General features: G+C 54.8%; 7 protein-coding genes. 1 reads left to right on the forward strand and 6 read right to left on the reverse strand.

Annotated elements, in window-relative coordinates; all coding sequences use genetic code 11:
* Window positions 1-45 precede the first annotated feature (45 nt).
* The 5 genes from DCO48_RS22575 to DCO48_RS07245 form a co-directional block, all read right to left on the reverse strand.
* Complete coding sequence (locus tag DCO48_RS22575) at window positions 46-1,110, reverse strand: hypothetical protein (RefSeq protein WP_165840742.1); 1,065 nt, start codon at window positions 1,108-1,110, stop codon at window positions 46-48.
* Complete coding sequence (locus tag DCO48_RS07230; RefSeq protein ID WP_116549909.1) at window positions 1,070-1,930, reverse strand: hypothetical protein; 861 nt, start codon at window positions 1,928-1,930, stop codon at window positions 1,070-1,072. Before DCO48_RS07230 ends, DCO48_RS22575 begins: the two co-directional genes overlap by 41 nt.
* Window positions 1,930-2,832 (reverse strand): TniB family NTP-binding protein, encoded by a 903-nt coding sequence (locus DCO48_RS07235; protein WP_256583995.1) that lies wholly within the window; start codon window positions 2,830-2,832, stop codon window positions 1,930-1,932. Before DCO48_RS07235 ends, DCO48_RS07230 begins: the two co-directional genes overlap by 1 nt.
* A gap of 428 nt (window positions 2,833-3,260) precedes the next feature.
* Window positions 3,261-5,189, reverse strand: coding sequence for a Mu transposase C-terminal domain-containing protein (locus DCO48_RS07240; protein ID WP_165840743.1), 1,929 nt, complete (start codon window positions 5,187-5,189; stop codon window positions 3,261-3,263).
* 784 nt (window positions 5,190-5,973) lie between these two features.
* Window positions 5,974-11,919 carry a peroxidase family protein gene (locus tag DCO48_RS07245; protein ID WP_116549911.1) on the reverse strand — a complete coding sequence of 1,982 codons (5,946 nt, stop codon included), beginning with the start codon at window positions 11,917-11,919 and terminating at the stop codon, window positions 5,974-5,976.
* A 73-nt stretch (window positions 11,920-11,992) separates the two neighbouring features.
* Between DCO48_RS07245 and DCO48_RS07250 the strand changes: the two genes are divergently transcribed.
* A complete protein-coding gene (locus DCO48_RS07250; protein WP_116549912.1) occupies window positions 11,993-13,483 on the forward strand; it encodes an ATP-binding protein in 1,491 nt (496 codons plus the stop codon).
* Here the strand turns inward: DCO48_RS07250 and DCO48_RS07255 are convergent, their stop codons facing one another.
* A complete protein-coding gene (locus DCO48_RS07255) occupies window positions 13,484-14,179 on the reverse strand; it encodes a response regulator transcription factor (protein ID WP_116549913.1) in 696 nt (231 codons plus the stop codon).
* Window positions 14,180-14,429 lie beyond the last annotated feature (250 nt).

A 14,429-nucleotide genomic window follows, 5' to 3' on the forward strand; every position in this document is an offset into this window, starting at 1 on the left:
AAACTAGAAACCCAGTAAAGGGGTACGAGATATTTATACACGCTATTACTCCCACCCTTTCAAAGAAGATACGCTCAACAAATTAGTGCTGTACACCTGCAGCAACGTACGAACGCCCTGCGACAAGTCAAGTCGTCGCCACAATGAAGATCCCGAGGTGCTCAGATATAAGTCATGATCTGGCCGAGCATCCGCGGCCTGCTCGTCGGTAATCCACCCCAATAACAGGCCTATCAGGTAAAAAGCCCGAGCGCGGGCGATCGCCGTGACGCGCAATGGCAACTGATGAAACAGGGCAATTCCATTTGTATTATCAAATTCACTACTCGACTGAACCCTGAACTTCAGCACTGACGTGTAATTACCCATGACCTCGGCCCTCAGTGAAAGGCGAAGAAGCGTCAACAGAAAGTTTTCAGCGTTGCGCTGTACTGCCTGATCGTGACAACCTTTCATTAATTTATATGCGCGTTCAACGACCATCCTGCCAAGTAGCTGCACTGCACTGTCCTTCTCGAGCCATTTCGTTTCCCGCTCCAGCTCATGACCACGAGCGCTGTCGTACTCGAAAACATCCATCGCAAAATCCACTGAGTCATGCAGATAATTTCCAGCGCTACGCAGTACACAGCCATGCACCTGACAAAACGGCTTCAATAAGTATCGCCAGCTTCTGAGATACACTGGAAAACCCGTTGCCGTCACCGATTCCTCCATGCAAGTAAGGCAGTAATCCGATCGAAAGCAGATCGGTATGATTTGAGCCTCAGAGGGACGGAACGTGGATTCGATCCACTCCATCGAGATCTCGTAGCATTCTGCAAAAGCCTTGACACCTGGTAGACTGAAGTCAAAATCATAGTCTTTACCTCTGCCTCCTAGCGCTTCGATGTAGGGTGCGCGTAGCGTTGAGCTTTCCCACGCGTCGGATGGCATTCCCCAAAGCGCTCGCACTTCAGGCTCAGGCCGGACTTCACGCACTCTGTACATCCAGGATGAAAGCGTTTCATCAGGATAAGGTTCAGGATAAATTTTAGAATAAGGGTTAGGAGAAGGCCCCGGGTAGGCCTCAGGTGTAGAGAAACTGGAGGACATAACTTTCGTACTCATTTAAATCATTCGTCGTGCTGAGCGCCGCCACTGCGCCTTGCTGGTGAAGGAAGCGCTCAACTAGTTTCAGCCTGAGTGACCTATTGACGTCCTGAATGTCTAAGCCAAATTTTGGCTCTGGGACTCTAATGCTTTCTGCAGTAAGGCTGAGCGAGTACTCACAATTCAACCTCCCCCATAGCCGATTCGCGAACTCTTGGTATTCTTCATCTGTCAGCCGCTGCCTAAATGTGTAGCGGCGCCAACCAAGCCGCAAGTACCTGTCGAACCTTTTCTGCAGTAGAGCACTGCTCGTTGAAATTACAAACTTGAGATCTCGAATTTCTTCTGAGAGAAGACGAATAACACCGAAAACTGTATCATAGTCATCAATATCACTCGCCAAGACATCTAGATCATCGACCAAAATCATTTTTTGAGATGAGAGCGACAAAGTCCGTACCAAATTTGGCGCCAGCACCCTTTTTTTGGGATGGTACTTACGCCTGACATGGAATGCATCAGACAAATGATCCAAAAACTCTGATCCGCCAATGTACATATCACCCTGCAGTAACTGACTGCTACTAGGGTGGCGCTGATGCAGCGTTCTGAAGAATGTTGTGATGCCGCATCCTGAAACACCATCCAGCAGCATCACGTTTGACTCTGTATTTGTTTCTGTATTTGCCTCTGCGTTTGATTGAGGGGGTGGGTCTCTGGGGCAGATGGATTTTTCTAAAGTCTTCATCATGGCCAGCTGTTCCGTTGAAAAATACGGGAGGACGAAATCGTCCTCCAATACTTCTCGAGCTAGAGCTTTAGCTTGAGAGAGCGTCATTACGCGCAGTCCTTCTCCATGCTCACGTCGTGCAGGCCCTGCAAACTCGTTCCCAGTTCCATCGCCATGATGACTTCCACGTCACGGACATGCTTGAGCGTGATGCGTTCGGTACCGTCTGCGATCGCAGCCCAAGCCGATGCCTGCAGAATCTTGACGATGTTGTCGGTGATCCCCAGCGACTTCTCGACAATGGCCAAGCAGAGTTCCTGGTCACGAAAGTCCGTCGGCTTTTTTAGGGGCAGCCGGTGGATATAGCTGAACACGAAATTCCGAACATCTTGGCCATTCGACCAAGTCTCCAAGTCGTGAACTGCATAACGGCGAGCGAGTTGCGGATCCTCCCTTAAGAAGCGGGCGGCGTCAGGCACACCAAAAGCGAATACCGAAAGGCCATAAGTGGAACCGGAAAGGTTCTTCAACAGCGACAGGTTGACCTTTCGCTGGAAAGGCGAGAGTGTAAGCGCATCATGCACCTCATCAATGACAATGGCTTTGATGTTCTGGCTTTTGATGAGATGCTGGAGATCCGGACTGATCCTCCGGGACTGGCGGGCTCTACGGCTCGTGTCCAACCCCATTTCGGCAAGTATCAGCTCCTTCAGACCCATGTTGTCAGCGTTTTGGTGCATCGTCACGGTGACAATTCGGTTCACAGAAGTGATATTCCTGCGTGCAAGCTCCTCGATCATGCTCGTCTTTCCGACGCCCCCCTTACCCAAACACAGCAAGCAAGGGGCAACAACCTTCCTTGGCATGGACATGATCATGTCCATCTTTTTGAACAATCGCTCAGCGGAGGGGTGCGGAACGAAAAAATCTTTCAGGCAGGACATAGCCCGATCATGATCGCTCAGTTCAAACAGTTGGTGGCAGCTGCAGTGCACATGAGAAAGATCCATAATTTATCTCCAGATATAATATATAAGACGTATTGAGGATAAAAGACACACTGAAGCCTCAGCTATATCTTTGAGCTGAAGTTTTGGCTGTGCCGATGAATTAACATGCTTGTTATTGTAGCGCTTTGTAGCGCCTTAGCAGATGCGTTGCTTAAATGCTGGCTGATCTTTATTCTGTATCCAACAAACGGCATTTTCTGCGCAAGCAGGCCGAATGGTGATAACCACGATCTTAAGCACACTGCTTGCATGATGTATAAGTTGGAAAGTAACTATTGTGGTTTCTTTACCTCACTCTTGTTTATTGGATCGGTGATTTGGAGCCTGATGTTGAATTCAGGGACTGGGTTTGGGGTTAGTCTGGGGTGAGTCTTGGCTGGATCTAAGTCTGAGGCGGAGTCTCAGTCATTCATAAGGTCAGGCCAGCTTCAGTAGAGAGTCGGTGGCGCATCAAAGTCGATCTGCTCTGCCGTGCTGCTCCTCGAAAAGCCCTGCCAGGGCCGCTCCGCGGCCTTTCGTTCTCCCCCGACAGCTCGAAGTGCCGCACGCCCTTTCCGAACTTTTGAAACTTCGGATTTAGGAATTGTGGCGTTTTCGGGCTTTCTGAGGGATGCGATGCTGGCGGGCTTGGCAGTTGCAGCATTGTCAAGCAAGTTATCCAAGTGTTCCGTCTGATCCGTAAACTCCGGTTCGGCTTGCATATGGACTTGAGACCTGGAATCAAGCGACTCGGTATAATTCCGCTGATCGCGTTTGCCCGCCGCTTTGGCAGCTTGGCGCTTGCTTTGAGCAGTCCGCCGGTACTCTTCTTGGACGATTGCATTGCCCAAAGCAAGAGAAGCGGTCGCATCAGCAGAGTAGGTGCCATCCCGCTCACCCTTCTCCTGCCGCTCAACCCTGTACAGCGCATAGTCGTGGCTACGCCGCATCTGATTTCTGTACTCTGGTACACTTACGTAGGTACCATCTCCTTCAAGATCTACGAAAATCTCCGAAAGATCATTTGGGTCGTACTTAACTACCAGTTCTTCTCGCACTTTGTTCTGCAGGCACGGTGCATAGTAGAATCGCCCGTGCATTTCGATCCCACCTGCGCGGATGAGCTTCGGCCTTTCTGGGTAAAGTGCGTACCGAAATCCTTCATGCAAAGACTCGTCGATCTGACGAGGCTGTGAATGCTTCCCAAAATGCTCATCCCATTTTTGGGAGGGAAACATCTTTATGCCCGGATGCTTGCGATTGTTATAGGCATGAATGGCGCAGACGAAGAATTTCCTAAGTGCAGTAATAGAGATGGATGCCCTAGCCAAGCTGTCCTCATCACCTCGCTGCTGTGTATTTGAATAGGTTGTCCCCCTCAAGAAATGGATATGAGATCGCATCATCGTACCTATCAAGCGCTCGATATGCCCTCCCTGATGTTTTTTACCGACATCACGGTGTTCAACTCTCACACCGAAACGTTTTAACCTCGCCTTCAGCACCTCTGAGCGAAACTCAGCCGCATTATCCGCGTGTATGACCTCGGGCACGCCGTGCATAGGCCAGACGCTTGCATCCAGCCCAAGACTGGCGAGGATGGCCGTTTTGGGAAGGACGCAGTTCTCGATCAGCATCGCTACCGTTACAGAATTGGGCGGAAGTAAGCTCAGGTAAAACCCGACAATCGCCCTCGTATGTATACAAATAGCAAAGCTAACCCAAGGGCGATCAATCACCGTCCGATCCTGCTCATCCACAACGATCATGTCGACACGGGTATGGTCGATCTGAACCCATTCAAGCGGGCGGGACGTAATCTTGTACCCGGGGCGAGCCTCGAAGATGTCAGCAGCATCAACCTTCCCTAGCTTCATGTTAGCCAGGAACCGCTTGCCCTTCTTCAAAAGCCGCCGTCGTACAGCATGATAGCTAGGCCGTTTGAGGCCACGCTCGTCAGCAAGCATTTGGGCGGTCACCCAAACCCTTTCGATGGTTGCTGCCTTCCCTGCGTAGGTCTTTATGGAGTCAACAATCAACCCCTCAAGTTCTCCCCCAAGCTCGGACGGCGTCGGACGGCGTCCGGGCATGCTGGACGTAACGGCACTTAGATCACCGCCACGTGCCCTCACTCGCCGGATAATTTTATGAAAGCCTGATGGCTTCATACCGATCGCGTTCGCCGCATCAACAGCGCTGATTTGACCGGAAAGATAAAGCTTGATCGTCGGAATCCGGTCGCTAGCAAGATCGAAGCGAGCAATGGTCTTATCCGAACTATCCAGGTTTAGCTTTGAGCTCGATTTTGATTCTGCGCCCAGTGAGGGCGCTTTCGATAGCTCACTCTCTTTTTCAGATGTTTTGTTGCAATTTATCATTCCGCCTACCATTTGACGAATTGCCGTTGGGTAATGGCATCTGCCCGTTGGTTTTAGGTAGTGGTTATCACTTGCTGGTTTTTAAAGAGCGGCACTGCGAAAGCCGAGCTAGTTTTACTTCCTAGACCGGCAAGGTCAAGTCCTACTCCGGAGGGCATTAAAGTTTAATTAGGCATATATTGACTGACAATTTAGGGTATTTTATTTTACTGTTTTCAACGCCTAAAAAAATATTGGAGGCCCGATGGCGTCAGGCTTTGAGAGGTTGAGCTGGCCTCATGAAAAACTTACCAAACGAGGCGAGAAATGGAGTATTATTATATATATTGACAAAAATCGTATCTGCCGCATCCATATATACGTTTCGCAATCTCGTGAGATTCGCATCGAAATCACAAATGTTTTTTGTGCAAAATTTTTCCTTGGACTCTATGTTCTTGGCCATCGCGGCTGAAAAAGCGTAAACTAATACGGACACTTTCCGCAGTTTGCGCGGTTAATGCGGACACTTTCAGCACAAGCGGTCAGTTAAATCGGACACTTTCTGGGAAAAATTTGCAAATAATCTGGACACTTCCCGTCAAAAAGTGTCCTGCGTGCAAATTGGAATACTGGAGGTCTTGAATTTCGGGGCTTGCGGGGAGTGTCCACGATTCGCAAAGGTCACATCAGTGCCGTTTCTCTTCAGGTCAACGACTAAATATCGACACACCAATACTCGTCAAATTTCAACAGTCGAACCCCCGAGCAAATTGACTCGAGGGCGCCTTGTGTGCGTTAACGACTAGACCACGCCAACGAAATCGCTTGCCGTCAGTGCGATATGCCCAACCAGGTCGATCTGGATATCAGCCGCATTCCCCGTGTTTACGTTGCCCTCCACGTAGGTGTGATCGACTCCGCCGACATTCACGAAGTGGTACTTCAATTGCGCCTGGCTGTTGAACTCGTTGCCGACGCCGTTCCACTCGCCGAGGAAGGTGAAGTCCTGATTCCCGGCCGAACCTGCGCCGGAGGTCCGGGCATCAATCAACGACAGATCGATGTGGTCGGTTCCATGCACAAAATCGGTGATCACGTCACGGCTTGCGGTCGATGTACCCGAGTCGTTGATCGAGCTGAACACAAACATGTCTGCCCCTGCGCCACCGGTCAACGTATCGCGGTTGCCATTGCCGGTCAGTGTGTCTGCGCCGCCACCACCGCTCAAGGTGTCGATACCCCCCTGCCCGGTCAGAACGTTATTGTTGTTGTCACCCGTCAAGCTGTTGGCGCCGCTACTGCCGATGACGTTTTCCACACCGATCAAGGTGTCGTTACCGGTTTGCGAGCCACTGGCCAACCCAGTGCTCAGGTTGACCGTGGTATTGGCCGAGGTGGCCGACAGGTCATAGGTGTCAGTATCGCCACCGCCGTCATAGGTGTCGTTACCATCGTTGACCGATGCCACAAAGGTGTCATTGCCCAAGCCACCGTAGAGATTGTCCAGGCCTTGCCCTCCCACCAGACTGTCGTCACCGCTGCCACCATCGATCCAGTCATTGCCGCCCTGGCCTTGCAGCAGGTTGCTGGCTGTATCACCCTGCAGGTGATCGTTGCCCGAGCTGCCGATGACGTTTTCGATCCCGGTCAGGCTGTCGCTGCCGGTCTGGGTACTGGTTGATGTCCCGGTCTGCAAATCCACCGTGGCTGCTGCCGATGTGGCCGACAAGTCGTAGGTATCAGTGCCCGAGCCACCGTCATAGTGGTCGTTGCCGTCATTGACCGACGCCAGTAGCGTATCGTTGCCCGCTTCGCCGAAGATGAAGTCATTGCCCCCCAGGCCGCTCAACTGGTTGTTGCCACTGTTGCCATGGATAACGTTGTCGAGTGCGTTACCCGTGCCGTTGATGTTGCTCGAACCGAGCAGGGTCAAGTTCTCGACGTTGGCGCCCAAGGTGTAGCTGACCGACGACATGACCGTATCGGTGCCCTCGTTGAGACTCTCCTGAACCACGTCGCCATTGGCATCGACCATGTAGATGTCATTGCCGGCGTTGCCGCGCATCGTGTCGTTGCCGGTGCCGCCGTCCAACAGGTCGGAACCGAGGCCGCCATTGAGTACATCGTTGCCCGAGTAGCCCATCAGGATGTCCTGATAGTTGGTGCCATTGAGCGTGTTACTGAAGAAGTTGGTGCCCTCGATAAAGCGTCCGACGGCCTCCGACGGGTCGGACGTGAGTTGCTCCACCGTGCCGTTGTTATCGGTGTAGGTCGTGACCACCCGCAGTTGCTGGCCGAACTGTGCCGAGGTCGGCGCAAAGGTCGACGCATTCGCCCCGGCGATACTCAGCCAGGCTGCCCCCACCAGCGCTTGCCACTGATAGGAGAACCCGCTTGGCCCGGGCAAACCGTCGGCGTCCTGGATCGCCGAGGTGTTGGCGGTCAGCCGGTATTGGGCGGGCACCGGACGGCTGGGGGTGGTCGGCGCGGTAGCAAAACCCGACAAAACCACATTGCCGGTCGGCAAATGGTTGGTGATGTTCAGGTTGATCGTGCGGTCGGCGAAGCGCAGTTTCTCTACGCCAATTACGATGTCGGCGCCATCCACGTTCGCTGCGCCCACCCGCAAATCCACCACGTTGAAAGCGGTGATCAGTTCGCCACCCGGCCGGGTATCGGTGAACTTGGTGATGCTGTAGTCGGCAAAGTTGCCACTGTACAGCGCCGTATCGGCGGCACCGTCGGCGGTGCCGGGGGCCGCATGGTTGTCACCCAGGATGAAATCAGGGCGGGTCGATTGCAGGCCGGTAAAGTGTTGAGCAAAGCCCTGACTGGCGAGCAAGTGATTCAGATCGGCAAGCTTGATCGAGTCACCCACGATCACGTCATTGCCGCCGTTGCCCTGGGAGACATCGTCCCCACTGCCGCCAATCAGCCAGTTCTGCGTGGCATTACCAATCAGGCCCGCCAGGGGATTGGCCGGGGTGGCCGTGTTTGGCCGGCTGTCGCTGAAATGCGAACCGATCAGGCCTTCTATGTCAGTGAGCAAGGCGTTGAACGGTTGGAACAGCACAGCGGTGCCCGGCGCTGCCACGATGTTTTGGTTATTGAGGTCAGCGGCGGCATCAAGGGCAATGTTCACATCGCTGAACGCCGCAATATCGAAACCGACATCACCAATGGCTTCGTCACCATCGCCCTGGCCTGGCGCACCGCCGAGGCCAGGCAACAGAATGTCGTCACCGGCACCGCCGAACTCTTGGTCGCCGGTGGAGCCGCCGGAAATGATGTCATCGCCGTCCTCACCGAACAGAATGTCCGGGCCGTCGCCGCCGTAAATCTCATCGTTGCCGTCACCGCCATGCACCAGATCGGTATCGCCACCCGCATCGATATAGTCATTGCCGGCGCCACCGTAAATTTCGTCGATCCCGGCCTCGCCATAGAGGTGATCGTTACCGCCACCGCCAATCACCACGTCCAGCACACCAGCGCTGGTCCCGGCATAAATGGTGTCGTCGCCTTCCCCGCCATCGAGGAAGTCTTCAATGTCACCGCCGTAGATCACGTCGTTGCCGTCGCCGCCGTAGATGTGGTCAGCGCCGGACTTGCCATCGAGGATGTCGTCACCGTCTTCACCATAGATCGTGTCGTCACCGTCACCGGCGTCGATCCAGTCGTTGTAATCGGTCCCCACCAGCACTTCGTGGGAGTTGTAGCCCACGGCCGCCGTTCCATCGGGGTTCTGTCCTTGATCCGGACGGTAGTCACGGATGTAGGTTTGTGACACGTGGGTTTCCGGGTTGGCCAGGCTCATCAGCAGGCCATTGCCACCGATGCCGCCGCTGCCTCCAGTGGAATAGACCCCCACATGGTTCGCCGCAACCAGGGAGCCATACTTGTGCTCGCTCTTGTACGCCGTGGCACTGGCGCCGGAATCGGTGTAGCTGAGCTCGATATAGCTGTCGGCGTAGCCGAACACATCCCCGGCCAGGTGCCGGGCGTCGGTAGTGCGTTCGATGATGTCCTTGAATTGCTCGGTGACCACCTGCTCGTTGAGGTTGGTCATCGCCGGCAACCCGAGGTCGAGTCGGTATAGGTAGTAGAAGCGGTCACCGTCCATCAACCGCTCCATCTGATCCTCGAAGATCGCGTTGAAGGTAGTTCCCAGTTGACCGGTGTAGACGTGTTTTTCAGCCAGGCCACCGATCCACAGATCTATGGCGTTGTAACCGTCATAGCCCGCCACATGATTGCCATTGGCGTCGGCGGCGCCCGAGAGGAAATACGCTGCCTGTTCGGCAGTGACACTGCCACCGGCATAGTTGACCGTAAGGCCAGAAGCATCGGCATCGATAATCGCCTGGGCATGATCCTTGTCACCGTCGAAGGAATACGCGGCGATGAAGTTCACCAACGATTCGGGATGAATCATGTTGTTGGCGAAGTCACTCCAGCTGGTATAGGGCGTCAAGCCATCGACGATCAGGTTGGTGTGATGCTGCGCCCCGGCTGGTGAGGCCCGCTCGGCAATCAGCGCATCGTGAATCTGCTGACGTGCCTGGTTCAGGGTAGGCAGTCCCAAGTCACGGCCACGGGCCAGGTTGATGGTGGCCAGGTCCAGTGGCTGACCAAGCAAGCCTTGCTGCAGCGCCGGGGTCACGAACTCATCGATTTCGTTGCTGATTTGCCGGGTCATGCCCAAGGCAATAGCCGTCGGCCCTACCTCGGCGAAGCCGCCGGGGTTGAGGAACGCCTGCTCCAGCGCATAGTGGGTGATTGCGCCGGTCAGGTCGTAGCCACCACTAGCACCTTTCTCCAGAGCATCAATGGTTTCGCGCAGTTGTGAGTGACCGAATCGAAACGCAGCCTGACCGTATTCCAGGGAAATATTGGTATTGATGCCCGAATCGTAGGTCACGAACTCCGGCAAGTCCGGAGTGATCAGCCGGGCGTACTGGTCTATCGCCACGTGTTGGTATTCCATTTCTACCGTGAGCTTCGCGGCGTAGAACAACTTGTCCTGATCCCAGGACACCGTGACGCCATCGGCCAGGGTAAAGTTGCCGTTGGCATCGGTGTAAAAACCACCGCTACCGTTGCTTACTTGCACCTGCCAGTTGTGCCGCACCGTGGCGTCGGTTTGAGCCAGTACCTCGTTTTGCAGGTTGATCAGCTGCACGTTGTGGTCTTCGTGGAAGACGTGATGAATGGCGGTGAGTCCGAAGTTCTCGTTCACCCGGCCGTCACCGGCAATGTAGTGATCGCCAACCGATTGCAGCAGCAACTCGTTAGCCACGGAAAAATCGGCGCTGCCGGGGGCGGCGCTGATCGAGAAGTCGGCGAAGTTGACGAAGCTGAAAAGGTTCTTCGGCCCGGAGTTGTCGTAGTAGAAGAGCATGCCGTAAGGATTGTTTGCATCGAACGTGATGCTGGTTATATGCGCATCCAACGACATCAATTTCGCCTGATCGATATGCACGTCGTCGAAGTGCGGGTTCATATCCAGCAGGATGGCTTCGCGGGTGTAAACAACCTGTACCCCGGCAGTGCTCGGATCGGCATCGAGCACATGACCATGGGCGTCGCGTACACGGAAGTTGGCGATGTCGTCCCAGGTCAGGTCGTCACGCCCGGTGGCCAGCACATGGGCGCGCAACTCACTCAAGGTCGGCAACGTCTGGTGCGTCACCACCCCATTGAGCGTCCAGGCCGCTTCGTCACTCAAGGTGGTGCCGTCAAACAGCGCCGCCCCGGCAATGAATTGACCGGGGTGATTAGGGTCCGACACCCATTGGCGCAGTAACTGGGTCACCGCATCGTTGGATCCGTAAGTCTGGTTCTGATCAATGTAAGGAGAGTCGAGGTTGACGTATTGCGCCTGGCCTTGTCCATCGACTTCGCTGACCGTCGCGCGATGCACCTTGATCGAATACACCGGCTGCCCATCCGGGCCGATCGAGCCGTACAGAGGATCGTTTGGCGCCAGGGGTATGGTGATAGTCGCGTTCTGATTCGGTTTGTTGATGAAATCCAGGCCATGGTCGAAGAATTGTCCGAACAGAGTGAACCAGCCGGTGGTCGACGGGTCGCCCGCCACGGTGTTCTGGTTACGGATGTAGTACTGGCCGGAATCCGGCGAGGTGGTATCGACTTCGCCGATGGCGCCGAGAATGCCGGGGTCGGTAACGATGGCCACCCCTGTAGCGGTGTGCTGGATGTGCCCGTTGGCATCGGTGGCGAAGGTGACGCCGCCACTGACGATGGTCTGGCTGATCATCCGGGGGGTGTAGTCCACCAGTGAAGCTGTCGGATCGCTATACAGTGAACTACTGTCAGTCATGGGCGTGGCGCCAACGGGCACGCCCTGCCCTGTCAACGCGGCGTTGATGAGGTTCTGATGGACGTAATGCGCGTAATCGGCATGGGTCAAGCGAATGAAATCCTGGCCGAAGCTGCCCCAGGACTGACCGTCCTGGGTCATGTTGTTGAAATGCCCGGAGACGTTGCGCAAGCCAATCGGATCGCGTGCCCCGTTGTACCAACTGGTTTCACCAGGTGGCGTATCCAGCGGATTGAAGCTGCCCAGCAAGCCCAGTACATGCACATTACCGTCCGATCCCTCGTAGCCGTACAGCGGCTCACCTGCGGTGTTGTAGCCCACGATGTGAATGGTCGGGAAAGACACCTGCTGCTCAAGGAACGCAATATCGTTTTGATTGAGGGTGAAGCGCTTTAGCTCATACATAGCAATCTCCAGATATCCGTTAAGTGGCAGGGTTTTCCAACCGACTTATCACGATCATCACGGAACTGAAACGATGCTAAAAGATGCAGAAGTCGAATCAAAAAACGAGACTTTTGTCGGTGATCGGGCTGAGACTTTGGTCGAGCCTGGGCCTGCGTTCAGGGCTGGTAACGCTCGTCACTGGCTCAGTCGTATCCAGACTCAAACGCGTAACCTGAGCCGCTCCACCCAGTTCGTGATTGCCGCCGCGCTGATCCTTGGACTGACGATGTTTTTCGTCGGCAAACTGGTTAGCGCCCGAATCGAACGGGCCGCCGTGCAAAGCGCCGCCGAGGCCGGTGCCCACTATATGGAAGCGTTTTTGGAGCCCTATGTGCAGGAGATGAGCCGCGACAACAGGCTGTCGCCTTACAGCGTCAAGTCCTTGGACCGGCTCATGGAGAGCCGTTCGCTGAAACGACACATCGTCTCGATCAAGATCTGGCGAGCCGACGGCACGGTGGTGTACAGCACGGACAAATCCATCACCAATCGAAAATTTCCGATGGATGAAATCGCCGAAGCACTCAAGGGCAACGTGGTCACCGACCTTGAGGACCTGGCTCAGGAAGAGAACGAGTTCGAGCGAAAACTGAACGTGCCGCTCTATGAAATCTATGCGCCGCTGCGCGAATTCCACTCGGGAAAAATCATCGCAGTGGGCGAATTCTATGAGAAGGCGGAAAGCCTGGAGCAGGAAATCAGTCGGGTACGCCAGCAGGTCTGGCTGGTGGTCGGTACCGCCACCCTGGCGATGTTGATGCTGCTGTTCTTCCTGGTACAACGCGGAGACAAAATCATCCAGCGCCAGCAAGTGGCGCTGCGTTTACGTCTGCGGGAACAAACCCGGTTATACATCAGCAATGCCACACTACAGCGCAAAATGACCACGGCAACCCAGGAGTTTTCCCGGATCAACGAACTGACCCTGCGCCGCATCGGCGCGGACTTGCATGACGGTCCGGCACAGCTGTTGACGCTAATCCTGATCCGGCTCGACGACCTCGCCGAGAACTGTTCGGCAGTCGATCAGGAGTCGATGGAAACCATTCGCGGCGCAGCCAGCGATGCACTGCGCGAGGTGCGGGACTTGTCCCGGGGGCTTGCCCTGCCAGAAATCAATGACCTGACGCTGCTGGAGGAATTGCGCCTGGTGGCGCAGCGGCACGAGCAGCGCACCGGCTCCAAGGTCGAACTGAGACTCGGGCCATTGCCGGATGTCGCTCCCCTGCCGCTCAAACTTTGCATCTACCGCTTTGTGCAGGAAACCCTGAACAATGCATATCGCCATGCTCAGGGTAAAGGTCAGGTTGTCAGCGGAAAACATCTCAACGGGACATTGCTCATCACCGTCAAGGACGATGGCCCGGGCATGGCCGCCGATGCGTTGGTAGTCGACACCGATGGCCGGACACGCCTTGGGCTGGCGGGTTTACGTTATCGCGTCGAATCCTTGGGCGGGCAATTCAGCATTGATACCTCTACTGGCAAAGGCACGACGGTGAACGCGCAATTCAAGCTGTAGTCAGGAACCGCTCCTAGCGTCCATAGGCGTCGTCGCACTGATCTGCAGTCGCCCCATGGCTTCGCGTTCCCAATAGCGGCGCAGGGCGGTGACGGCTTCCACTCGATTGCGCGCATGCAGTTTCTGCATCACGCAGGTCATGTAGTACTTGACGGTTTTTTCGCTGATCAACAGTTTCGAAGCAACTTCCTTATTGGTCAGGCCCTTTGAGACTTCACGAATGATCTGTTCCTCCCGATGGGTGAGGTCGATCTTGCGCACTTCCGCTTCATGCTTCTTGAAGTTGCTCAGCAATTTATTGGCGAACTCCGGTGTGATGTAGATTTCACCGCGGGCAATCGAGCGGATCGCCAGCACCAGGTCTGGCCCACTGACCCCTTTCAATACATAGCCGCGAGCCCCTGCCTCCAATGCGCAGTAGGCATCATCTTCGGATTCGGACACCGTCAGCATCAGCACTTTGACGTCCGGCAGTTGCGTCGCGATGAAACGCACTGCACCAAACACATCTCCTGGCATGTTGACGTCCATCAGCATCACATCCGGTCGTGAATGCAGGGCAATGTTCCGGGCATCGTCGGCGCTGGCGCCCTGCTCCACCACTTGCAGGTCTGTCCTTTTTCTCAACGTGTTGGCCACGCCTTCACGCAACAGCGGGTGGTCATCGGCAATGCCGATACGGATAAATGGGTTCATGACGCGCTCCTGAGAGGGCAGTGTGCAGACACCATTGATTATTAGCAGGTAACCACACAAGACGTGGGTTGCTGGTCGGATGAGCCGAGGCCTGAAAGGTCGATTATTAGACTTAGGTCGGACGAATTATCATCGTCAATAAGCCATCTTCATCATAATTTAATAAAAAAATAGCGTTTAACTCATTGTTTCTATTTGTGGCTAGATTAGCCAAATAAATGACGACGCCCACAAAGCCAGCCCGCGTCCT

The organism is Pseudomonas sp. SDI (assembly GCF_003105155.1).
In the GTDB taxonomy this organism is placed as follows: Bacteria; Pseudomonadota; Gammaproteobacteria; order Pseudomonadales; family Pseudomonadaceae; genus Aquipseudomonas.

Coding starts and splice junctions, on each gene's coding strand:
- DCO48_RS07255 (WP_116549913.1), bottom strand. CDS start 14,179: ATGAACCCATTTATCCGTATCGGCATTGCCGATGACCACCCGCTGTTG.
- DCO48_RS07230 (WP_116549909.1), bottom strand. CDS start 1,930: ATGACGCTCTCTCAAGCTAAAGCTCTAGCTCGAGAAGTATTGGAGGAC.
- DCO48_RS07245 (WP_116549911.1), bottom strand. CDS start 11,919: ATGTATGAGCTAAAGCGCTTCACCCTCAATCAAAACGATATTGCGTTC.
- DCO48_RS22575 (WP_165840742.1), bottom strand. CDS start 1,110: ATGAGTACGAAAGTTATGTCCTCCAGTTTCTCTACACCTGAGGCCTAC.
- DCO48_RS07240 (WP_165840743.1), bottom strand. CDS start 5,189: ATGATAAATTGCAACAAAACATCTGAAAAAGAGAGTGAGCTATCGAAA.
- DCO48_RS07250 (WP_116549912.1), top strand. CDS start 11,993: ATGCTAAAAGATGCAGAAGTCGAATCAAAAAACGAGACTTTTGTCGGT.
- DCO48_RS07235 (WP_256583995.1), bottom strand. CDS start 2,832: ATGGATCTTTCTCATGTGCACTGCAGCTGCCACCAACTGTTTGAACTG.